General features: G+C 34.3%; 20 protein-coding genes. 8 read left to right on the top strand and 12 right to left on the bottom strand.

Annotation, left to right across the window (positions count from 1 at the left end; all coding sequences use genetic code 11):
* Positions 1-134 precede the first annotated feature (134 nt).
* From AC2TDS_RS13490 to AC2TDS_RS13475, 4 genes are all read right to left on the bottom strand, one after another.
* Entirely contained in the window at positions 135-1,898 is a 1,764-nt protein-coding gene (locus AC2TDS_RS13490) for a NupC/NupG family nucleoside CNT transporter (RefSeq protein WP_484736105.1), read from the bottom strand.
* A 19-nt stretch (positions 1,899-1,917) separates the two neighbouring features.
* The gene (locus AC2TDS_RS13485; RefSeq protein WP_484736104.1) at positions 1,918-2,529 is read right to left on the bottom strand and encodes a bifunctional nuclease family protein; all 612 of its coding nucleotides are present in this window, start codon (positions 2,527-2,529) and stop codon (positions 1,918-1,920) included.
* 137 nt (positions 2,530-2,666) lie between these two features.
* The gene (locus AC2TDS_RS13480; protein ID WP_484736103.1) at positions 2,667-3,620 is read right to left on the bottom strand and encodes an electron transfer flavoprotein subunit alpha/FixB family protein; all 954 of its coding nucleotides are present in this window, start codon (positions 3,618-3,620) and stop codon (positions 2,667-2,669) included.
* A gap of 72 nt (positions 3,621-3,692) precedes the next feature.
* Entirely contained in the window at positions 3,693-4,433 is a 741-nt protein-coding gene (locus AC2TDS_RS13475) for an electron transfer flavoprotein subunit beta/FixA family protein (RefSeq protein ID WP_484736102.1), read from the bottom strand.
* Between the two features lie 428 nt (positions 4,434-4,861).
* Between AC2TDS_RS13475 and AC2TDS_RS13470 the strand changes: the two genes are divergently transcribed.
* Complete coding sequence (locus AC2TDS_RS13470; protein ID WP_484736101.1) at positions 4,862-5,842, top strand: pyruvate dehydrogenase complex E1 component subunit beta; 981 nt, start codon at positions 4,862-4,864, stop codon at positions 5,840-5,842.
* 557 nt (positions 5,843-6,399) lie between these two features.
* Positions 6,400-6,927: an inorganic diphosphatase gene (locus AC2TDS_RS13465; RefSeq protein WP_484736100.1), complete on the top strand. Its 528-nt coding sequence runs from the start codon at positions 6,400-6,402 to the stop codon at positions 6,925-6,927.
* A gap of 190 nt (positions 6,928-7,117) precedes the next feature.
* On the opposite strand, the gene ahcY is transcribed toward AC2TDS_RS13465, so the two are convergent.
* Positions 7,118-8,434 carry an adenosylhomocysteinase gene (gene ahcY, locus AC2TDS_RS13460; protein ID WP_484736099.1) on the bottom strand — a complete coding sequence of 439 codons (1,317 nt, stop codon included), beginning with the start codon at positions 8,432-8,434 and terminating at the stop codon, positions 7,118-7,120.
* A gap of 62 nt (positions 8,435-8,496) precedes the next feature.
* On the opposite strand from ahcY, the gene AC2TDS_RS13455 reads away from it, so the two are divergent.
* The 4 genes from AC2TDS_RS13455 (at position 8,497) to arfB (ending at position 11,738) form a co-directional block, all read left to right on the top strand.
* Entirely contained in the window at positions 8,497-9,120 is a 624-nt protein-coding gene (locus AC2TDS_RS13455; RefSeq protein ID WP_484736098.1) for a 4'-phosphopantetheinyl transferase family protein, read from the top strand.
* A 969-nt stretch (positions 9,121-10,089) separates the two neighbouring features.
* Positions 10,090-10,722 (top strand): nicotinamide riboside transporter PnuC, encoded by a 633-nt coding sequence (gene pnuC / locus AC2TDS_RS13450; RefSeq protein ID WP_484738954.1) that lies wholly within the window; start codon positions 10,090-10,092, stop codon positions 10,720-10,722.
* Positions 10,683-11,333, top strand: a complete 651-nt coding sequence (locus tag AC2TDS_RS13445; protein WP_484736097.1) for an ATP/GTP-binding protein — start codon at positions 10,683-10,685, stop codon at positions 11,331-11,333. Before pnuC ends, AC2TDS_RS13445 begins: the two co-directional genes overlap by 40 nt.
* Before the next feature lie 3 nt (positions 11,334-11,336).
* Positions 11,337-11,738, top strand: coding sequence for an alternative ribosome rescue aminoacyl-tRNA hydrolase ArfB (gene arfB / locus AC2TDS_RS13440; protein WP_484736096.1), 402 nt, complete (start codon positions 11,337-11,339; stop codon positions 11,736-11,738).
* Between the two features lie 113 nt (positions 11,739-11,851).
* Here arfB and AC2TDS_RS13435 read toward each other — a convergent pair whose 3' ends face one another.
* From AC2TDS_RS13435 to AC2TDS_RS13425, 3 genes are read right to left on the bottom strand one after another with little or no spacing between them, the layout of a single operon-like run.
* Positions 11,852-13,393: an acyl-CoA carboxylase subunit beta gene (locus AC2TDS_RS13435; RefSeq protein WP_484736095.1), complete on the bottom strand. Its 1,542-nt coding sequence runs from the start codon at positions 13,391-13,393 to the stop codon at positions 11,852-11,854.
* Positions 13,383-14,831, bottom strand: coding sequence for an acetyl-CoA carboxylase biotin carboxylase subunit (gene accC, locus AC2TDS_RS13430; protein WP_484736094.1), 1,449 nt, complete (start codon positions 14,829-14,831; stop codon positions 13,383-13,385). Before accC ends, AC2TDS_RS13435 begins: the two co-directional genes overlap by 11 nt.
* Position 14,832: 1 nt before the next feature.
* A complete protein-coding gene (locus tag AC2TDS_RS13425; RefSeq protein ID WP_484736093.1) occupies positions 14,833-15,321 on the bottom strand; it encodes a biotin/lipoyl-containing protein in 489 nt (162 codons plus the stop codon).
* Positions 15,322-15,697: 376 nt separating this feature from the next.
* Here AC2TDS_RS13425 and AC2TDS_RS13420 point away from each other — a divergent pair, with 376 nt between their 5' ends.
* Positions 15,698-18,061 carry a TonB-dependent receptor gene (locus AC2TDS_RS13420; RefSeq protein ID WP_484736092.1) on the top strand — a complete coding sequence of 788 codons (2,364 nt, stop codon included), beginning with the start codon at positions 15,698-15,700 and terminating at the stop codon, positions 18,059-18,061.
* Between the two features lie 39 nt (positions 18,062-18,100).
* Here AC2TDS_RS13420 and AC2TDS_RS13415 read toward each other — a convergent pair whose 3' ends face one another.
* Entirely contained in the window at positions 18,101-18,523 is a 423-nt protein-coding gene (locus AC2TDS_RS13415) for a hypothetical protein (protein WP_484736091.1), read from the bottom strand.
* Positions 18,524-18,648: 125 nt separating this feature from the next.
* Between AC2TDS_RS13415 and AC2TDS_RS13410 the strand changes: the two genes are divergently transcribed.
* Positions 18,649-19,350: a Bax inhibitor-1/YccA family protein gene (locus AC2TDS_RS13410; protein ID WP_484736090.1), complete on the top strand. Its 702-nt coding sequence runs from the start codon at positions 18,649-18,651 to the stop codon at positions 19,348-19,350.
* A 179-nt stretch (positions 19,351-19,529) separates the two neighbouring features.
* Here the strand turns inward: AC2TDS_RS13410 and AC2TDS_RS13405 are convergent, their stop codons facing one another.
* The 3 genes from AC2TDS_RS13405 to AC2TDS_RS13395 all read right to left on the bottom strand — a co-directional run bounded on the left by AC2TDS_RS13405 (position 19,530) and on the right by AC2TDS_RS13395 (position 22,450).
* A complete protein-coding gene (locus tag AC2TDS_RS13405) occupies positions 19,530-21,068 on the bottom strand; it encodes a polyamine aminopropyltransferase (protein WP_484736089.1) in 1,539 nt (512 codons plus the stop codon).
* A 5-nt stretch (positions 21,069-21,073) separates the two neighbouring features.
* Positions 21,074-21,835: a hypothetical protein gene (locus AC2TDS_RS13400; protein ID WP_484736088.1), complete on the bottom strand. Its 762-nt coding sequence runs from the start codon at positions 21,833-21,835 to the stop codon at positions 21,074-21,076.
* A 132-nt stretch (positions 21,836-21,967) separates the two neighbouring features.
* Positions 21,968-22,450: a DUF4178 domain-containing protein gene (locus AC2TDS_RS13395; protein WP_484736087.1), complete on the bottom strand. Its 483-nt coding sequence runs from the start codon at positions 22,448-22,450 to the stop codon at positions 21,968-21,970.

The raw sequence follows: 22,450 nt of genomic DNA, 5'->3' as shown, positions 1-22,450 counted from the left end.
TAATATTTTCTATACAATTGTTAGGTTATATTTCATAATCACCTCCTAACTCTAACACTTATCTCTAGATCGGTGTTCACCATGAACAATTACAATCGGTGAATACACATTATAAACAGCACTAAACACGTAATTTACCCAATAATCATACCTGCAATCGTTGCAGACATTAAGGATGCTATTGTACCTCCAATTAACGCTTTCATACCAAACTCTGATAATGTCTTACGCTGTCCTGGAGCTAATGATCCAATACCTCCAATTTGAATTCCAATAGAAGCGAAATTTGCAAATCCACAGAGCATATAGGTAGCCATTATAATCGATTTGTTATACGTTAAATGTGTAGCATTGGCTACATTCTTTAAATCAGCCAACTGAATATAACCTACAAATTCGCTAGCTGCCAATTTAATTCCAAGTAATTGCCCCATTAGCGCCATATCTTCACTGGCAACACCTACTAACCACATTAACGGTGCAAAAAGGTACCCCAATATAAACTCTAATGACAACGATTTATAAGGTGTGGCTCCTGTTATTAATTCGTTTAACGAGGTGAATTCCCAATTAAAATACTCAATCCCATCAAAACTTCCAATACCTCCTAAAACACCATTAATCATCGCTATAAAAGCGACAAAAACAAGTAGCATTGCTCCTACATTCATTGCCAACTGCAAGCCTTCAGAAGTTCCATTAGCTATCGCGTCTAAAATATTTGATCCTATCTTTTCTTGAGAAACTTTCACATCGGTATTTACTTCTTCATTTTGAGGATATAAAATTTTTGAAATTATAATAGCACCTGGTGCTGCCATTACAGATGCGGCTAGCAAGTGTTTAGCGTATAACAAACGTAATGCTTCATCGTTACCTCCTAAGAACCCAATATAAGCAGCTAAAACGGCACCTGCTACAGTCGCCATTCCTCCAATCATTACTAACAGCATTTCAGACTTATTCATCTTTTCAAGATACGCCTTGATTAAAAGTGGTGCCTCTGTTTGTCCTAAAAAGATATTCCCTGCTACCGACAAACTTTCTGCTCCAGAAATTTTGAGAATTTTACTTAACGACCATGCTAATATTTTAACAACCTTTTGTATAATTCCTAAGTAAAAGAGCAATGACGTTAGTGCTGAAAAGAAAATTATAGTTGGTAATATTTGAAAGGCAAAAATAAATCCAAAAGTATCCATATCAGAAATCAATCCTTCGAACAGAAATTTGCTCCCTGCTTTTGTGTACTCTAATATTTCTACGAAGCCTTTTCCTATAAAATTAAAAATCGACTGAACAAAAGAAACCTTTAAGACTCCGATAGCTATAACAATTTGAAAAATCAGACCTAAGCCTACTATTTTCCAATTAATTCCTTTACGGTTTGAACTAAATAGAAAAGCCAAAACCAATAAAACTATCATTCCTAAGACCCCTCGTACCATGCTTTTCATAGAAAAACCTTGACTGGGTACTATCTGTGAAGTAGTGTTGTTGTTTCCTTTAGTTATTGTTTCTAAAACGACTGGGGCTATTACTTCCGCAACTTCTTCGGATGAAAACTTATACAGTACATTATTCTCCGCGAGCGTTAATGTTTTATCAGTTAACTCTGTTATATTATAATAGCGCACCGTATCTTTAGGTTGTTGATATCTAAATATCAGCAAATTATTCTGATGGATATAACTTCCTGACGCTGCTAAATTTTCTTTTGCTTCTAAGGAATACTTGAATTTACCGTTTGATAACTCAAAAAAATCTGCTTTAGTAGCAGTCACTAATTCTTTGCCATCTAAAGTAGCTATTGACGAAAAGTTCCATTTTTTTTCAATACTCTGACCGTTTAGTAAAATGGATGCACAAAGCATTAAAAATACAAATACCTTCTTCATTATTATAATTTAAAATTATTTAAGAACGTTTACCAATCTCATCACGAATTTTCGCCGCTAATTCGTAGTCTTCATTTGCAACCGCTTCCTTTAATTGTTCCTGTAATTGTGATAAAGACAACTGGGCGAAGATTCCTCCATCGTCCACTTCTTCTTCGAAGGTTAATTCAAATTCATCTTCGTCTTCTTCTACGTCTTCTTCAGAGAGGTCTTCGTCTATTTTTAAATAAATACCTGCCTTATCTAAAATATTTTCATAAGTAAATATAGGAGCTTGAAAGCGAACGGCTAATGCTATCGCATCAGAAGTTCTGGTGTCAATTACTTCTTCCACACCATCTTTTTCACATAGTAAGCTCGAAAAGAAAACCCCATCGACCAATTTATGTATAATTACCTGCTTGACTTTTATTAAAAACCGATCCGCAAAGGTTTTAAACAAATCGTGAGTTAATGGCCTCGGCGGTCTAATTTCTTTTTCCAAAGCAATAGCAATCGATTGCGCCTCAAAAGCACCAATTATAATAGGTAATGTTCTTGTACCATCCATTTCACTCAATACCAAAGCATATGCTCCGCTTTGTGTTTGACTGTATGAAATTCCTTTAATCGTAAGTTTTATTAAGCTCATGTACTTTTATCAAAAAAAAAAAGGCTGTCTAACTTAGGCTTTATTAGGTTTTAGACAGCCTTTTTAAGTGGGCACAATTTACTAAAAATTATGAGTTCTTCTCTAATTTCTTTCAAAAGAAAATTTTCCCTTTATTTTTAAGCTTGCTTGAATTCTTTTAATTTTTCAATTAATTGAGGAATTACCTCAAAAGCATCACCCACTATACCATAATCAGCAGCCTTAAAGAAAGGTGCTTCTGGGTCATTATTGATAACCACTTTTACCTTAGAGGCATTTACACCTGCTAAGTGTTGAATAGCACCTGATATTCCGATAGCGATATATAAATTAGAAGCAACTGGCTTACCTGTTTGTCCTACGTGTTCACTATGAGGCCTCCATCCTAAATCCGACACCGGTTTAGAGCATGCTGTGGCCGCACCTAGTATATCTGCTAATTCTTCAACCATTCCCCAATTTTCAGGACCTTTTAATCCTCTTCCTCCTGATACCACGATATCGGCATCAGCAATCGTTACTTTCCCTGAGGCTTTGCTTATAGATTCTGATTTCACCCCTAACTCTGGCAATGAAGCTTCAAAGTTTTCCACAGAGCCAGACACTTGATTTTCATGAGCCCCGTATGAGTTTTTGGCAACTCCAACGATTTTAATATTGGTTGAAATTTCAGTGTTATTGAATCCTTTATTTGAAAAAGCTTTACGTTTCACAACAAATGGGCTCGTACTACTTGGTAAATCCACCACATTCGATGCATAACCAGCCTCTAAACCAACTGCCAATAAGGGAGATAAAGTTAATCCATCAACACTTGAATCTATAACTACAACATCAGCCTCTTTAGCTTCAGCTACTTGCTTTATAACAGAAGCGTACGACTTTGCATTAAAAGATGTCAAATCATTTTTAACTTCTATCACATTTTCTGCTCCGTAGGCATATAATTCGGACGCATCTCCTCCATTAATTGTCAACGTAAACAGGCTTGTTCCTAATTTCTCTGCTACTTTTTTTCCGTATGAAACAACCTCATAGGCTGTTTTTTTGAATTTTCCTTCCGACGAATCGGCAAAAACTAATACAGACATATTTTTTTAAGTTTTTACTTATCAGTCATTAATACACAGTATATCTGACTAATTAATTTTTATTATTATATTTTAAATTGCTTTTGCTTCGTTATGTAGTAAGTTGATTAATTCATCAACAGTATCTACTAACTTTACAGCTCCTTTAGGGGCTAGTTTTTCAAACGATTGTGTAACCGAAGTCACTGCAGTGGCCGTTGGTTCAACAACATTCAATGGTTTTTTACGTGCCATCATAATTCCTCTCATGTTAGGAATACGCAAATCTTTTTCTTCAACGATTCCTTTTTGTCCGGCAACCACCATTGGTAATGTCGAAGACACCTTTTCTTCACCTCCATCAATCTCTCTTTCTAACGAAACATTCGAACCATCTACTTCAATACCAACACAGCCATTCACAAAATTATAGTCTAATAACGACGCTAACATTCCAGGAACCATCTGCCCATTGTAATCGGCTGACTCTTTTCCAGCTAGTACTAAATCATATCCGCCATTTTTAACAATTTCAGCCAATTCTTTAGCTACCATAAACCCATCTGTAGGCTCGGCATTCACACGAATTGCATCATCAGCTCCAATAGCCAATGCCTTTCTTAATGTCGGCTCCGTTGAAGCACCTCCAACGTTAACAACAGTTACTTTAGCACCTTGTTTTTCTTTAAACCACATGGCTCTAGTTAAACTAAACTCATCGTACGGATTTATAACAAACTGAACTCCACTAATATCAAACTTAGTATCATTCTCTGTGAAGTTAATTTTTGAAGTGGTATCAGGTACGTGACTGATACATACTAATATTTTCATATATTGCTGTTTTAAAGAAACTTATTTTTGAACCACGAAGTTACACATTTTTTTTGTAATTTACTATGCATGCATAATAAAATGTTTTGGTATTTTAATCTTCCTTAACGAAAAGACTAAATATTTAAAACAACATCAATCATAAAGTTAAAACATTGACACATCAACAAATAAAACCTTGTTTTTTAACTTATCCACATTCCCAACGAAACCACTATTAAAAACAGTTTAAACAGAAATAATATAGTCTCTTATTTTATTGGAATCAGCTTGTATATCAGGCCTTTTTTAATCTTAAGGTGACTTATAACTTTTGCCCCTAGTCATTAGCACACTTAAAATCTTTGTTTTTTAAGAAAAATCTAACCTGTACTTTGTTTGTATTTTATTACTTTTGCAATCTTGATAAACAACTACTTATAAGACGTATGAAAACAGTACAATTTAGACAGGCCGTTTGCGAAGCAATGAGCGAAGAAATGCGCAGGGATGAAACCATTTATTTAATTGGAGAAGAAGTTGCTGAGTATAATGGTGCATACAAAGCTAGTAAAGGGATGCTAGATGAGTTTGGGTCTAAACGTGTGATCGATGCTCCTATAGCTGAATTAGGTTTTGGTGGTATTGCTGTTGGTTCAGCAATGAATGGAAACCGCCCTATTGTAGAATATATGACCTTTAACTTCTCTCTAGTAGGGATTGACCAAATCATAAATAATGCCGCTAAAATAAGACAAATGAGTGGAGGTCAATTTAATTGTCCGATTGTGTTTAGAGGCCCTACAGCATCTGCTGGCCAATTAGCAGCTACCCACTCACAAGCTTTTGAAAGCTGGTACGCTAACTGCCCAGGGCTAAAAGTTATTGTTCCTTCAAACCCTTACGATGCCAAAGGTTTATTAAAAGCTGCCATCCGCGATGATGATCCGGTTATTTTTATGGAATCTGAGCAAATGTATGGTGACAAAATGGAAATTCCTGAAGGTGAATATATTATACCTATTGGTGTTGCAGAAATAAAAAGAGGAGGGTCAGATGTTACCGTAGTTTCTTTTGGAAAAATCATCAAAGAGGCTTATAAAGCTGCCGATGAACTTGCTAAAGACGGGATTTCTATTGAAATTATCGATTTACGTACCGTTCGCCCAATGGATCATAAAACTATCATAGATTCTGTCAAGAAAACGAATAGACTTGTTATCTTGGAAGAAGCTTGGCCATTTGGAAGTGTAGCTTCTGAAATTACATTTAGAGTTCAAGACGAAGCATTTGATTATTTAGATGCCCCTATTAAAAGAATTACAACGGCAGATACACCGGCTCCTTACTCTCCAGTTTTATTGGAAAAATGGTTACCAAATGCTAATGATGTTGTTACCGCTGTAAAAGACGTAATGTATATCAAATAAAAGAATCCATATAACATACTATAAAATCCTTTTGATCTTCTTGATCGAAAGGATTTTATATTTAAAGGAACAATGACATCTTGTTTTTTCATCCCTAACTATAAATCATACCCGTTATTGTTTGAATTTACTGTAAAAGAAAATGGTAAATGGTATCACTACCCCTGATGATATTTGACTCATTTTGACAAAAGCATTCTTAAAACCTCATCTACAAATCAAAAAAACTAACAAATACTGGTCTTTCGGTATTCTGAATAAAAATCTCTACTCAAAACCAAGAATGATATAGGAAAAAATAATTGTATAATCCCCCCTGAAAATGGGCGTATGCCGTTTCGGTTTTTTACGTATCGTTGCAATTGAGAGGAGCTTGTATTCTCCTTCTATAAATTCTACGGCAACACCTACTTGTAAAATTACCATACACATAGGAATAAAACCAAGCTTATAACCATAGATTTAACGCTAAAATAACAATGAATTTTGTTCAGGGAATGTGAAAAAATAGCTACTTTTGCCTTCCGATTTTAAGAACTTAAGATTACTTTAAGAATATGACTGCAAAAGAAAGAAAAACAGTAGATGTTTTAATAGAAATACCTAAAGGAAGTAGAAATAAATACGAATATGATTTTGATTTAGGGAAAATACGTTTTGATAGGATGTTATTCTCTTCTATGATGTATCCAGGTGATTACGGTTTTATCCCTCAAACATTGGCATTAGATGGTGACCCATTAGATGTATTAGTTTTAGGCGCTGAACCTACCTTCCCAATGTGCGTTATGGAAGTTAAACCAATTGGTGTTTTCCATATGGCTGACGAAAAAGGTCCTGACGAAAAGATTCTTTGTGTTCCTGTATCTGACCCTATTTGGAATAAGTACAATGATATCACGGATTTAAATCCACATCGTAAAGAGGAAATCACACACTTTTTCCAGGTATATAAAGATTTAGAAAAAAAGAAAGTTGACGTAGGTGACTGGGGTGATTCAAACGAAGCGTATGACATTTTACAAAAATGTTTAGATCGTTATGAAGAAAGTGATCATAAAGCAAATGCTAACTTTATTATTTAATAAAGCGCTAATAAACTTTCAAAAGTTTACAAAATGTTATAAAAAAACTAGTGAGTTGATGTACAACTCACTAGTTTTTTCTTTTTATAGTATGTTATGGCTTAAATTAGGACTAGTGCCATACCTTGTTCTTTCACCTTTTGAATAGTTACTCAAAGCTAACACATATTCCTTTTAGCACACTACACTTCTAGTATCTATAATGCTCAGGTTTGTATGGCCCTTCTACCGTCACACCAATGTATTCAGCTTGATCCGTACGCAATTCAGTCAATTCAACGCCAATTTTAGCCAAATGTAATTTTGCTACTTTTTCATCTAAATGTTTAGGCAGCATGTATACTTCATTTTTATACGCTTCAGAATTCTTCCATAGCTCGATTTGCGCTAAGGTCTGATTTGTAAAAGAATTCGACATTACAAAACTTGGATGCCCTGTAGCACAACCTAAGTTCACTAAACGTCCCTCAGCCAAAACAATAATATCATTACCATTTACTGTATATTTATCTACTTGAGGCTTTATCTCAACCTTAGAATCTCCATGATTTGTATTTAACCAAGACATATCAATCTCATTATCAAAATGACCAATATTACAAACAATAGTTTTGTCTTTCATCGCTTCAAAATGCTCAGAACGTACAATATCTTTATTTCCTGTAGTTGTAATCACAATATCAGCGTTCCCAACAATCGTTTCTAACTTTTTAACCTCGAAACCATCCATCGCAGCTTGTAAAGCACAAATTGGGTCAATTTCCGTAACGGTTACAATACTTCCAGCACCTCTAAAAGAAGCCGCTGTCCCCTTACCTACGTCTCCATAACCACAAACTACAACACGTTTACCAGCTAGCATAAGATCAGTAGCACGGCGGATCGCGTCTACAGCAGATTCCTTACAACCATACTTATTATCAAATTTCGATTTCGTAACCGAATCATTTACATTAATGGCAGGCATAGGTAAAGTTCCATTCTTCATACGTTCATATAAACGATGAACTCCTGTGGTTGTTTCTTCAGATAATCCTTTAATTCCATCTACCAATTGTGGGTATTTATCTAACACCATATTTGTTAAATCACCTCCGTCATCTAATATCATGTTCAACGGTTTTTTGTCGTCTCCAAAGAACAATGTTTGTTCAATACACCAATCAAACTCTTCTTCACTCATACCTTTCCATGCATAAACAGCTGTTCCAGCGTCAGCTATGGCAGCAGCAGCTTGATCTTGTGTTGAAAAAATATTACAAGAACTCCAAGTTACCTCAGCACCTAATGCTTGTAGTGTTTCAATTAATACGGCTGTTTGTATGGTCATATGTAAACAACCTGCAATTCTTGCTCCTTTTAGGGGTTGTTCATCTTTATACTCCTCACGTAAACTCATTAATCCTGGCATTTCAGCTTCTGCCAATTCAATCTCTTTTCTTCCCCAATCAGCTAAAGAAATATCTTTAACTTTGTATGGTACGTATGTAGCTGTATTCGCGCTCATATTTTTTGTATATTTATTATCTAACTTTCGAGCTGCAAAGTTACGGAATAACTTTTTAATTTATGCCTCTTTATAAAACTCTAACAGTTAACAACAACACTAAAGTATTGATTTGGAAGATAGAAGAATCAATGCTTGATTTATCCGCAGGAATTGCATTATCTAACGAAAGTAAAGCTAGAGTTGATGGAATGAAATCAGAACTCCACCAACGAGGATTTATGAGTATACGTCATTTACTCAAAGAGGTAGGCTATACTGACATGGATGTTTATTACGATGAGTTTGGAAAACCTCATTTAAAAGACGGGAAATTCATTTCTATTACACATTCATTTACGTTTACAGGCATCAGTATCTCTGATAGTCCGGTAGGAATAGATATTGAAAAACAGCGTGATAAAATTGTTAAAATTGCCAGAAAATTTACGCCTATTGAAGAATACAAAACCATAGCCAATCATAGTGCATTAGTGAGTAAGTTAACGATTGTTTGGGGAGCAAAAGAAAGTTTATATAAAATTTATGGTAAAAAGAAATTACTTTTTAAAGATCATATATACATAGAAGATTTTGCTTTTACCGATGGAAAAACTACGGGTAAAATTGACTATAAAGGAGAAGCATCGAACTACGATATTAATTTTTTAGAATTTGACGGGTTCACTTGTGTATGTGCGTATTAAACTACCACTAATATAACATTGAGTTTGGTTATCAGCTGCTTGTAAACAGAAAAAAGTAAGGATGAAAATTGTATTGATCGTAACTGGCATCATTATCTTACTAATAGTTGGATTTATTATATATCGAAGTATAGCCTTTAGAAAGGAGAGTAATAGAAATGAATCGCTCAAATTTAAGAGAATACAGTCTCTTTATAACCAATTAGAAAAGGAAGAAACACCAATCTCGAAGAATTGTTTACATACAGTCCAGATATAGAAACAAGAGCAGCAACATTTTACCATTTGAATTTACCGCAATAAAACGAGTATTTTTTTCTTTTACATCAAATTCAAACAACAACTGGTACTAGGTGTAGTTGGGCCATATTTTGACGACAGTAAACCATATGATTTTCCACAAGCAACATTTAGCCGACTGAGTAGTAAGTATGGAAAAGTTGAACCAAAAGAAAAAGCAAAGTGGGTTCATGAAAACATATCAATGCGAAGGTAAAAATAAGCCCACACGCAATAAAAACTAAACCGTATTAAAACGCAGTTCAGCCAAAACGTTAGTAGTACATTTTTTAGCACTAACCACTTATTAAAACCTGAAGCCTTTCATATATAAAATTAAAGGATAATACCAATTCTTAAATAAAATTACTCACGTGTTCCCAGCAATCATGATTGTGTTTTACCGATAGATCAGCATTTACTCTTAACAATTATGATCAAAAAATTAACATCCGAATCAATCTAACTTCAAATTTTCATCAAAAAATTCCACATTAGAAATATTATAACAAATGATATTTGCACAATATCTTTATCTTTGTATCTCATTTTGTGGCGCTCTTAACAACAAGTAACCAGCCGCTCAAAAACAATGTCAAAACGTATTTGAATCAACAAGTCTATTTTTGTTTTTGAGTATATCGCTTACATTTATTTGGAGCGCAGCAACAACAACGAATGAACACAATTATGAGTGAGCTTTTCGATTTTCTTTTTGGCCAGTACGCCAATTCAACTACTCTTGACATCTCTTTAGAAATAATTGCCATTTTATTTGGCTTCACCTCTGTTTGGTGCTCTAAAAAGAATAATATTTGGGTATTTCCAACAGGTATGATTAGTACGGCTATTTTTGTGTACCTGCTTTTGAAATGGTCTTTATTAGGTGATATGATGATAAACGCTTACTATTTTATCATGAGTGTTTATGGATGGTATATATGGACACGAAAAGTCGATGAAACCCATGTCACTCCAATTTCGAAAACCACAAAAAAAGAAAAAAGAGTGAGCTTCCTTATTTTTATACTTACACTACTTTTTGTGTATATAGTTTATAAAAATTTCGACAAATGGAATAGTTGGACAGCATATATTGATACCATTACCACGGCTATTTTCTTTGTAGGGATGTGGCTTATGGCAAAACGAAAAATTGAAAATTGGATCTATTGGATTGTAGGAGATTTGATATCTGTTCCCTTGTATTTTTATAAAGGATATACCTTTACGAGTTTTCAATATTTATTATTTACTTTAATCGCAATTTTAGGTTATTTAGCATGGAAGAAAAACTTAGACAACAACCAATTAACCTTGTAAAGGTTGTTTTATTTGGCCCTGAAAGCACTGGAAAAACAACACTTTCAAGGCAGTTAGCACGTCATTACAATACTGTATGGACACCTGAATATGCCCGAAAATATTTGCAAAACAAATGGAATAACGAACGTAAAACATGTGAAGAAAGCGACTTGCTTCCTATTGCAGAAGGGCAAATAAAACTAGAAAATGAATTGGCTAAAAAAGCCGACAAACTATTAATTTGTGATACAGATTTGTTAGAAACCAAAGTGTATTCTGAAGAATTTTATGGCGGTTTTGTTCATCCAACTCTCAATAAAGTTGCGGTTGAAAACAGTTACGACCTTTATTTTCTAACCTATATAGACACCCCATGGGAAGCTGATGATTTAAGAGATAGACCTGAACAACGATTAGAAATGTTCAGTGCTTTTGAAAACACCTTGAAAAAGTACAATCGCCCATACATTTTGTTAAAAGGTGATCAAGAAACTCGTTTACAAAAGGCGATTACAACTATTGATGAAATTTTATCAAAAAAAGAAAATTTATATGCCTTCTCGGATACCCTAACTGATATTGACATGCATTTTATGTATCAACATATAGATACTCCCAATTATTTCTAGTTCATGAATATCGAAGAGCTTATAAAGGAACTTTATTTTAGTGCTGTAAGAAGTTCTGGCCCTGGAGGACAGCACGCCAATAAAGTATCTTCAAAAATTGAATTATCTTTTGATGTATTCAACTCTCAAACTCTCTCTGAAAAAGAAAAACACCTAGTCTCTACAAACTTAGCCCACAAACTTACAAAAAATGGTTATATAACATTAACCTGTCAAGAAAACAGATCACAACATCGTAACAAAAAAATTATAATTGAGCGATTTATTGAACTCCTAAAAAACAACATAAAGCAACCCACAGTTAGAAAAATAACCAAGCCCAATAGAGCTGCTCATCAAAAAAGACTAAACACAAAAAAACAGCTATCTGAGAAAAAAGAAAACAGAAAAAAACTTAAGTTTTAATCTGTTTATCTCTTAAAATAATATACTAATTTTCAGGAGTTTACAATACCGTAATAAAAGAAAATTCAAAACGTAAAATATATTACTTCTGCAAAGTAAAGGCACCCTTATATTTACAAAGGAATATTACCGTGTTTTCTTTTCGGTCTATCAACCTTTTTCCCTTCCAACATAGCAAACGCTTTAATCAACTTTCTACGTGTTTCCTGTGGTAAAATTACTTCATCGATAAAACCACGCTCGGCTGCCGTATATGGGTTTGCAAACAACCTTGCATATTCCGCTTCCTTTTCAAGTAACTTTGCTTCTTGGTCTGCTGCATCCGCAATTTCCTTTTTAAAGATAATTTCACTGGCTCCTTTCGCTCCCATTACTGCAATTTCTGCCAATGGCCATGCAAAATTCATATCTGCTCCAATATGTTTTGAATTCATTACATCATAGGCCCCACCGTAAGCTTTACGGGTAATTACACTTACGCGAGGCACCGTAGCTTCACTCAAAGCATATAACAGTTTTGCCCCATTGGTAATAATTGCATTCCATTCTTGATCTGTACCAGGTAAAAACCCTGGAACGTCTACCAATACCAGCAATGGAATATTAAAACAATCACAAAAACGTGTAAATCGTGCTGCTTTTTTTGAACTGTTCACATCTAAACACCCAGCTAAACTCATAGGTTGATTGGCAACAATCCCAATACTTCTTCCTGCCAAACGCGCAAATCCAACTACGATATTTTCAGCATAATCTTTATGTATTTCGAAAAAAGAATCTGCGTCTGAAATTCCATAAATTACCTCACGCATATCATAAGGCTTATTGGCATTTTCTGGAACAATGTTGGCCAACTCTTCGCGATATTCATCTCCTAATTCAAATGGAATTTTCAGCGTAGTTTCTCGGTTGTTCTGTGGCATATAACTTAACATTGTTTTTATATCTTCCAAACATTGTACATCATTGATAGCGGTTACATGGGTCACTCCAGATTTTGTAGAATGCGTGCTAGCCCCACCTAACTCTTCAGAAGTAACTTCTTCATTGGTCACTGTCTTTACAACATTCGGTCCAGTTACAAACATATAACTTGAATTTTCAACCATAATGGTAAAATCGGTCATTGCTGGAGAATATACTGCGCCTCCAGCACATGGACCCATTATGGCCGAAATTTGAGGGATTACTCCTGACACCTGCACATTTCTGTAAAATATATCAGCATAGCCCCCTAATGAGCGTACACCTTCCTGAATACGAGCGCCTCCCGAATCATTCAATCCGATTAAAGGAGCTCCTACTTTCAATGCTAAATCCATGATTTTACATATTTTTTCAGCATGAGTTTCAGATAACGAACCTCCAAACACAGTAAAATCTTGTGCAAATACATATACCAATCTTCCGTTCACCGTTCCGTATCCCGTAACAACCCCATCTCCATAGAACTTTTGATCTTTCATTCCGAAATCACTGGTACGATGTGTTACTAAAATACCAACTTCTTCAAACGAGCCTTCATCTAGCAAATAATCAATTCGTTCTCGTGCCGTTAACTTGCCTTTTTGATGTTGGCGATCTATGCGTTTTTGGCCTCCTCCTAATTTTGCTTTCGCTATTTTTTCTTGTAATTCTTCTATCTTAGATTTCACGGATTGGTACTTTTAGGGTTTGTTGTTCTTTTAAATACTGACTCAAAGCGACTTTAGCAGCAATTTCTGCTTCCTTTCGGTAGTTTTCTTCCAGACTATCAGGAGCATAATATTTCTTTACAAAATGTGTGTCAAAATCTCCTGACCTAAAAGCTTCGTGTTCACACACAAACTTACCAAATGGCAACGTGGTTTCTATACCTTTGATTTTATAATTAACAATTGCTTCCTTCATTAATTCAATGGCCTCCTCTCGTGTTTTTCCATAGGTAATTAACTTTGATATCATGGGGTCGTAATAAATCGGAATTTCCATTCCTTCTTCAAAACCATCATCCACCCTTATATTCTCTCCAATTGGGGAACAATACGTTTCCAACACACCAATACTCGGTTTAAAACCATCCAACGGGTCTTCTGCATATACTCGTAACTCCAGCGCATGTCCGTTAATCTTTATATCCTCTTGAGTAAATGATAAAGCTTCTCCTCTTCCTATTTTTATTTGCTCTTCAACAAGGTCAATACCCGTAATCATTTCAGTTACTGGATGTTCTACCTGCAAACGAGTATTCATTTCTAAAAAGTAAAAATTCTTGTTTTCATCTAAAAGAAACTCAACCGTTCCTGCTCCCAAATAATCACAAGCTTTCGCTACTTTAATGGCAGCATCTCCCATTTTTTTACGAATCTCTGGTGTTAATACACTAGATGGCGCTTCCTCTACTACTTTTTGATGACGTCTTTGTACCGAGCATTCACGCTCGAATAAATGCACTGTGTTCCCATGACTATCAGCCAATATTTGGATTTCAATATGGCGCGGCGCTGCAACATATTTTTCTATAAATACAGACCCATCTCCGAATGCAGATACGGCCTCTGATATCGCTCGTTCCATTTGTTCTTTAATCTCTTCAGGGTTCTCTACTACTCTCATTCCTTTACCTCCACCACCTGCTGACGCTTTGATAAGAACTGGATATCCAATTTCATTTGCTATTTTCTCTGCGTAAGCCACATCCGTTACAGCCTCGTCAATTCCTGGAACCATAGGAATGTCATATATTTTAACAGCTTCCTTTGCCGCCAACTTGCTCCCCATTATTTTTATCGCTTTTGATTTTGGACCAATAAACGTGATTCCGTTAGCCACGACAGCTTCTCCGAACTCGGCATTCTCGCTCAGAAAACCATATCCTGGGTGAATTCCGTCTACTCCTAATTTTTTAGCTACTTCAATAATTTTATCCCCTAATAAATAGGATTGATTTGATGGTGGCGGACCTATACAGACAGCTTCATCAGCAAATTTCACATGAGGTGAGTTCCTGTCAGCCTCCGAAAATATAGCTACCGTTTTAATGCCCATCTTTTTTGCAGTGCGCATTACTCGCAATGCAATTTCTCCTCTGTTTGCTATTAATATCTTCTTCATATTATTCTTCCATTTCAACTAAAATTGTATTTTTCTCGACTCTATCACCTGCTTCTACTGCAATTGATTTTATAACACCGTCTCTTGGAGCCAGTAACGTATTCTCCATTTTCATTGCTTCTAAAACTAGAATCCCATCGTTCTCTTTTACTTCTTGTCCGGCAGTTACATTGATAGAAACTATAAGCCCAGGCATTGGTGCTTTTAAATCGTTCTCCTTTCTTTCTTGAGCCCGCCCCATTCCAAGTTCATTTATTAATATATCTAGCTCATCAGAAATTTTTACCTCGTAACTATTCCCATTAATCTCAACTACATATAATTTGTTAATAAAATCGCTCTGAACAATCTCTGCTTCATAGGTTTTATTACTTTCTATAACATGATAACTTTTATCCGATTTTTCAACACTATCTAACCGCTCAATATCGGTCTTGTGAAACTCAAAATCGTACAATGTATTAACTTTTGTCTTAAAGGTTGTATTCATAAATAAATGATATTTCGGATACTAAAATATTAAATTAATCTTTGGTGTTATAATTCTTTTTACATATTGTTAATTTGAAAAATGAATGTACCTTCGCACCGTTCTCATAAAGGGGTGCCTTTTAAGTTGTTCATGTTAAGTTAATCGTTATTTGTTAACTTAAATAATGAAAATGATACTGGGCTGAGATCATACCCATTGAACCTAGAACAGATAATGCTGTTTAGGGAATTAACGTTATGACATTATAGTAACCTGAAAACATGTAACTATTTCACCTGTACTATTTTGTAGTAACTAACGCAGTTATTCAGTATTCAAACAAAGAATAATTACCTCTTTTTATTCGTTTTTATTTTAAGAAACTATGAGACCAATGTCTTTTATTAAAAAAGTGAAGATAGTAGCTTTTTTAATGGTATTATTTGCAACCTTATCAGCAAATGCGCAAACATTTACTTTATCAGGTAAAGTAGTCACTAAAAAACAAGAACCTTTAGAAGGAGCTACCATTGCTGTAAGAGCTATTAAAAAAGGAACCGTCTCTGACTTTGACGGCGTATTCAAATTAACATTACCAAAAGGCATACATTCTATTGAAATTTCTTATGTTGGTTTTAAAACACTTACACAAGACGTCGATATTCGCAAGAATCAAAATGTAGTATTTGAATTAATTTCAGATGAAAATGTTTTAGATGAAGTTTTGGTATCTGCTGTTCGTGTGAAAGCAGACGCACCTGTTACCCACACAAATTTATCTAAAAAAGAAATCGCTAAACGTAATTTAGGTCAAGATATTCCTTTACTCATGAATTACTTACCATCTGTTACCTCTTCTTCAGATGCTGGAGCTGGAATAGGGTATACCTATATCAGAGTAAGAGGTTCTGATGCTAGCAGAGTGAATGTTACTATTAATGGAATTCCTTATAACGATGCTGAGAGTCAAGGAACTTTTTGGGTTAATATGGGAGATTTTGCTTCATCGGTTCAAAGCCTTCAACTTCAACGTGGCGTAGGAACTTCCACTAATGGTGCTGGTGCATTTGGGGCTAGTTTAAATATTTTAACAGATGCTTCTTCCGAAGAAGCAGGCGGAGAGATTTCAAATTCTTTTGGCTCTTACGGTTCTCGTAAGCACACTGTAAAATTCACCACTGGCAAAATAAACGAGCATTTTGAGTTTGCCGGGCGTTTATCTAATATTTATTCAGACGGCTATGTAGATAGAGCATTTACCGACTTAAAGTCCTACTTTTTACAAGGTAGTTATACCGATGAAAACACCTTGATTAAAGGATTGGTATTCGGAGGTAAAGAAAAAACTTATCAAGCTTGGTATGGTTTGACAGAAGAACAATTAAAGGAAAACCGTCGTCAAAACCCATATACCTATGATAATGAAACTGATAATTACTGGCAGGATCACTATCAATTGCATTGGAATGAAAAATTATCTGAAAATTGGACAAGTAATGTTGGTTTAAACTACACTCGTGGAAAGGGTTATTTTGAGCAGTTTAAAGAAGGTGAAAATGCGATTGATTATGCAAATCTAATTGTAGACGAAAGTGATGTTATTGTTCGTCGTTGGTTAGATAATCATTTTTATGTCATAAATGTAAATGCTGCGTACACAAACGATAATTTAGATATTATTTCTGGTTCTTCTTACAGCCACTATACAAACGATCATTATGGAGAAATCATTTGGGGGAGCGACTTAGCAAATGACACCAACTTTGGGAATCGATATTACCTTAGTAATTCTAAAAAAACCGATTGGAATATATTTTCAAAAGCTACTTTTAATTTTACAGAAGCACTTAAAGGGTATGTTGATTTACAAGGCCGTTTTGTTCAGTATACAACTACTGGGTTAACCTCGGATAGAGCTCCTATTGATGTAGATACAAATTACCAATTTTTCAATCCGAAGTTTGGGCTGACGTATATGTTTGACAGTGAACATAGCATGTACGCTTCATACGCAAGAGCCAATAGAGAACCCAATAGAAGTGATTTTGAAGGCGGAAACAATCAGCATGAAAGTTTAAATGATTACGAATTAGGATGGCGATTTTCGACGGATATGGTTAAGCTAAACACCAATGTGTATTATATGGATTATCAAAATCAATTAATCTTAACCGGAGCCATTGATCCTAATACTGGAGAACCTTTGAGAACCTCAAGTGGAAATAGTTATCGATTAGGACTAGAAATTGACGCTGCTATTAAATTGTCTGAAACGCTTTCTATAAGGCCTAATATCGCTTTTAGTAAAAACACTAATCAAGATTATTATGAAGAAATTGATGGTGCATTGGTAAATTTAGGAAACACTCCTATTGCATTTTCTCCTAATATTATTTTTGGTAATGCCTTGGTGTATCATCCAACAACTAATTTCCAAGTAGCATTTTTGTCAAAGTACGTTGGCGATCAATTTATGAGTAACTTAAATAGCACTATCTCTGATCTTGATGTTTTAAAAGGTTTCTTTACCAGTGATTTGAACCTTGTTTACGAAATTAAAACGAATAAAGTATTTAAGTCTATTATATTCACTGGTTTAGTGAATAATATTTTCAACAAAGAATATGTTGACAGAGGGTACTACTATACCTATAGCGATGATTGGACTACACCAGGTTCGATCAATACGGTTGATGGTGCTGGTTTTTACCCACAGGCAACCCGAAACTTCTTATTGGGAGTTACCTTGAAATTCTAAGCATAAAAAAACCGAGTTCATCACTCGGTTTTTTTATTTTTATTCTGGCTTGCACAAACTGATCATTAATTTTACTATTTCTTTTAATTCAACAGGGGGATTCCCCGCGTCAAAGGTTACTGATGTATACTTTTTTTTATCAATTTTCACCATAACATTCGCCTGCAAAGCTTTATCAGAAGCCCTATCATTCGTCGGTGGTTTTAAATACTGAAGTTCGTTTAGATTCAACCCATTTAACAAATCAATTAAACGATCTCTATCGTGTTTAGAAGTTTTCACTTCAGTATGCAGATCATTACTCTCATAAATCACCTTATTGTTTGTTACTTTAATATTCACAAAACTTCCTCTTGTTTTAGCCTCATAAACAATAGCATCAAATTTTTCTATTTTATCTTGAGCAAATCCATTCATAACTGTAAGAAGCATTATGAGTGCCAACGTTGATACATATTTCATTTTAAACATTTTGGTAAAAATATATAAAATCATCTAAAGATATCAACTTGCAAAAAATCTTTTAAAAAAGAAATCAATATCCTATTTCTATAAAAATAGATATATTTACACAAATTTAAAATTTTATGGAAAATTCATTTAACAACAGAGTATTAGTAGCACAAGTATCAGAAACAGAAAGAATTGCTTTCTACAAAAAAACCTATGCCCATGTAGCCGGGGGTGTATTCCTTTTTATATTGTTTGAGTATATGCTTTTACAAAATGCTACGATCGTCGAGTTTGCCTTATCAATGACTCAAGGCTATAAATGGTTATTATTACTAGGCGGATTTATGCTTATTACAAATTATGCAGAGAGCACTGCTTTAAAAACTACCGATAAAAATCTACAGTATTTAGCTTATGCTGGCTATATTTTTGCTGAAGCTTTTATATTCATCCCTTTAATTTACATTGCTATAGCCTATACAAACAGTTTTGAATTGCTACAACAAGCTGGTATTGTTACCTTAGGATTATTTGCTGGCATTTCTTCTATAGTTTTTATTACTAAAAAAGATTTCTCTTTTATCAGAGCAGGATTATCTGTGGGCTTCTTTATAGCTATTGGATTAATAATTGCTGGTACCTTGTTTGGTTTTAACCTTGGTTTATGGTTCTCTGTTGGTATGTGTATTTTAGCTGGTGGTTCAATTTTATATCAAACTTCTAACCTAGTACATAAATTTTCTACTGATGATTATATCCCTGCTGCATTAGGGTTGTTCGCTTCTTTAATGTTATTGTTTTGGTATGTAGTTCAAATATTTCTATCAAGAGATTAGATAAAAAATTCATATATTTCAAAAAGCAACAGTATTACCTGTTGCTTTTTTTATGCACTGTTTTTATTGAAAGAAAAGCTGATATTAATTAACCGGCAATAATTGCTATGGTAAATAGTATAACTTTCTCTAAGACACAGAATGATTGCGTAATTTCAAAGTATCGTATAACTATCGTTCTAGTACAAATCCCAATTACCCGATTTATAGTAGGTATAAAGTTTCGGGGAAAAAATAGTATTCACCTTTATTCCAGTCGTATCTACCAATGGTTTACCGAAGGCTACCAACATTGGAATTGCGTCATTATTCAACCATTTCAGATCTAATTGGTTCAATTTTAACTTCAAGACTTCTTTTACCTCCAGTTTGTTTTTCTTTGCCATGACCCAACCCCATTCTCCTAGTGTAAGTACTTGATTGTGCATTGGTATTGTTTTAAACCCAGCTCCTTTTAAGGTTTTATCAATGCAATAGAATGCCTTAGTAGCATAATATGGGCTTCCCGCTTGTGTGATAAAAACCCCATTATCCTGTAGTTTTCGCTTACAAAGTTGGTAGAATTCTTTTGTATATAATTTGTTTAAATCTACCGTATTCGGATCAGGTAAATCCACAAATATTGCGTCATATTTCTCTTGAGTATTTTCTAAAAAATTAAATGCATCTTGTGAAATAGGAATAAGCTTAGGATTGTTCATAGCGTTCTGATTTAATTCTTTAAACACAGAATAATTTCTCCCTAAATAAATCATTTTTTCATCTAAATCAACCAATGTTATCTTTTCAACATCTTTATACTTAAAAATCTCTCTCGCCAAACAACCGTCACCACCACCTAAAATTAAAATATTATTATGTGAATTTGTCAACATCATAGGCACATGTACCATAGGTTCATGGTACAAGAATTCATCAAAAGATGATAATTGTTGATTTCCGTTGATATACAATGAATGCCATTGTTTCCATTTGGTTACTACAATTTTCTGATATTTGGTTTGTTGAGAGTACACAATTTTGTCTTTATACTTTACTTGTTCTCCAAACCGAACTATCGGATTGGCAAAACATACGCCCGCTATAATCAAAACTGACACCAATACATAAGCTACCTGTAAGTTTTTTCTGGATTTTACCGGAATATATTCTTTTAAAACCTTAAACAAGTAGTACGAAACCCCTAAGTTTAACATCCCTAAAACAAAAGGTGTATAGGTCAATCCTAAATACGGTAATCCTATAAATGCGAAAAATAATCCTCCTATCAAACTTCCGAAATAATCCTTTTCTAAGATGTTAGAAATATTTAAGCGAAGCTCTTCAAATTCATCATTTATTCTAGTTGCGAATGGTATTTCGAGCCCGATTAACAAACCGATACAAATTGATAATATATAAATCACCAACCAAGATATATCAGTCATCCCATAAACGATATATGCTATTAACGCCGAGAACGATACGAGTATTGATAATATTAATTCGGTAATTATAAAATATACGATTACCTCTTTCGTAAACCATTTACTAAATCTACTACCTAGCCCCATAGCAAATAGCATTATAGACACGATCAATGTAAACTGTAAAATGGCATTTCCTATAAAATAAGACGCTAACGTAGACAGAATGTATTCTGCTACAATACCACTAATACCTGTGGCAAACAAGGCGACTTTTAGGGCAAAAGATTTCTGTTTTTTACTGTATGACAAAACTATTATTTTCCATATCCTCCAGAACGTGATCTCGTAGAAGATCCATTAGAATACCTCGATGAATTTCTGGATGATTTATGAGTTAAACTATTCCATTTACTTGTATTTTGAGATTTTCTAGAAAAAAACGACCTCCTTGTGGATTTTTCATAATTACTTCTTGTACCATAGCTATAATTTCCTCTTGAACTGTTATTCCCATAATACGACCTACCGGCGTTGTTATGCGTTCGATAACCGTTATAATCATTTCTGTACGTATTGCGACTTGACGCTAACCAAAGCCAAAAAAACGGGCTCGTTGAATGTGTTCTCCATCTTCTTGATGAATGGTTGTTGCTTTTATTCACGGAATCATTTTGTACAGCTTCCCATTCTCCATGTTTTTCATTTCCTATTGCCCATCCAAAACCTATAGGTTGTGCCACTCTGGAGGTTTTCCCATCGTGTTTCGACACTATTTCCATTCCTAAATCATTTTCACGCTCTTTAAAGTACTTTTTACTAACTGTTTTCCATGCTAGCTCTTTTGCGTGCAATGAATCATTTTCTAATGTTAATACCTTATACTTGTGCTGGTACAACATATATTCAGGCTCTTCCTCAATTTTCATGTCATCTAAAACAATCGAAAAATCATTCCATTTATACTGTCTGATAATGCTTTCTATAGGTTCTATTGATACAGTTTTCGCTGGTTTTATGTTATCTGAACAGCTTATCATGACAAGAAAAACTATTAAACAATACACTATTTTTTTCATCTGCTTTACATTTTATAGTTAACTGAAAGGTAATGCCTCTTGCAACATCCACACCTTCTAAAGATTAGCACAAAATATTACATTCTTATTGCTTGTTAAGTAATGACTTTTTTTGAGCGCATTTTACATTTATTATTCTTTAATATTTTTAATTTTTTTTGCTTTCAATTCCTCTCCTAAAAACACCTCATAACTTCCATCACTCCATTTTTCTATGGTGATCAACTCATCATCATCTGCATAAAAAAGAAAACATTCTAAATACTCTCTTGAAGTACCCGTTGTTAAGCTTTGATAATCGCCATTATAACTTTCATCAAATTCATACATTTTATTATTATATCGCAATACTTTCGTGTCAATGGCGTCTATCAAAATAGCTTCTTCAATTGAAATAGCCTCACTATACGTCACTTCATACCTTCCTTTGTGATATTCCACTTCTAAAAAAGCTTCTTTATCAAATGATTGAATTGTATATTCTATACTAGAAGTATCCATCTTCCAATCGTATTGACCTACCTCCGTAATTCTCCAATTTGCAGCATTCAAATCAAAGGTGTATCCCACTTTTAACTTATCTAAATTATATTCTTTTGCATTTTTCCAAAACAT

Source organism: Tenacibaculum profundicola, assembly GCF_057220795.1.
The sequence above is the reverse complement of the archived record's forward strand: the minus strand, read 5'-3'. Positions and strand labels throughout refer to the sequence as shown.

What these genes read in the sequence shown, in the direction of transcription:
- ahcY (WP_484736099.1), bottom strand. Translation starts at nt 8,434, where the DNA reads ATGAGCGCGAATACAGCTACATACGTACCATACAAAGTTAAAGATATT.
- AC2TDS_RS13470 (WP_484736101.1), top strand. Translation starts at nt 4,862, where the DNA reads ATGAAAACAGTACAATTTAGACAGGCCGTTTGCGAAGCAATGAGCGAA.
- AC2TDS_RS13455 (WP_484736098.1), top strand. Translation starts at nt 8,497, where the DNA reads ATGCCTCTTTATAAAACTCTAACAGTTAACAACAACACTAAAGTATTG.
- AC2TDS_RS13490 (WP_484736105.1), bottom strand. Translation starts at nt 1,898, where the DNA reads ATGAAGAAGGTATTTGTATTTTTAATGCTTTGTGCATCCATTTTACTA.
- accC (WP_484736094.1), bottom strand. Translation starts at nt 14,831, where the DNA reads ATGAAGAAGATATTAATAGCAAACAGAGGAGAAATTGCATTGCGAGTA.
- AC2TDS_RS13415 (WP_484736091.1), bottom strand. Translation starts at nt 18,523, where the DNA reads ATGAAATATGTATCAACGTTGGCACTCATAATGCTTCTTACAGTTATG.
- AC2TDS_RS13485 (WP_484736104.1), bottom strand. Translation starts at nt 2,529, where the DNA reads ATGAGCTTAATAAAACTTACGATTAAAGGAATTTCATACAGTCAAACA.
- AC2TDS_RS13420 (WP_484736092.1), top strand. Translation starts at nt 15,698, where the DNA reads ATGTCTTTTATTAAAAAAGTGAAGATAGTAGCTTTTTTAATGGTATTA.
- pnuC (WP_484738954.1), top strand. Translation starts at nt 10,090, where the DNA reads ATGAGTGAGCTTTTCGATTTTCTTTTTGGCCAGTACGCCAATTCAACT.
- AC2TDS_RS13445 (WP_484736097.1), top strand. Translation starts at nt 10,683, where the DNA reads ATGGAAGAAAAACTTAGACAACAACCAATTAACCTTGTAAAGGTTGTT.
- AC2TDS_RS13400 (WP_484736088.1), bottom strand. Translation starts at nt 21,835, where the DNA reads ATGAAAAAAATAGTGTATTGTTTAATAGTTTTTCTTGTCATGATAAGC.
- AC2TDS_RS13395 (WP_484736087.1), bottom strand. Translation starts at nt 22,450, where the DNA reads ATGTTTTGGAAAAATGCAAAAGAATATAATTTAGATAAGTTAAAAGTG.
- AC2TDS_RS13465 (WP_484736100.1), top strand. Translation starts at nt 6,400, where the DNA reads ATGACTGCAAAAGAAAGAAAAACAGTAGATGTTTTAATAGAAATACCT.
- AC2TDS_RS13410 (WP_484736090.1), top strand. Translation starts at nt 18,649, where the DNA reads ATGGAAAATTCATTTAACAACAGAGTATTAGTAGCACAAGTATCAGAA.
- AC2TDS_RS13475 (WP_484736102.1), bottom strand. Translation starts at nt 4,433, where the DNA reads ATGAAAATATTAGTATGTATCAGTCACGTACCTGATACCACTTCAAAA.
- arfB (WP_484736096.1), top strand. Translation starts at nt 11,337, where the DNA reads ATGAATATCGAAGAGCTTATAAAGGAACTTTATTTTAGTGCTGTAAGA.
- AC2TDS_RS13425 (WP_484736093.1), bottom strand. Translation starts at nt 15,321, where the DNA reads ATGAATACAACCTTTAAGACAAAAGTTAATACATTGTACGATTTTGAG.
- AC2TDS_RS13480 (WP_484736103.1), bottom strand. Translation starts at nt 3,620, where the DNA reads ATGTCTGTATTAGTTTTTGCCGATTCGTCGGAAGGAAAATTCAAAAAA.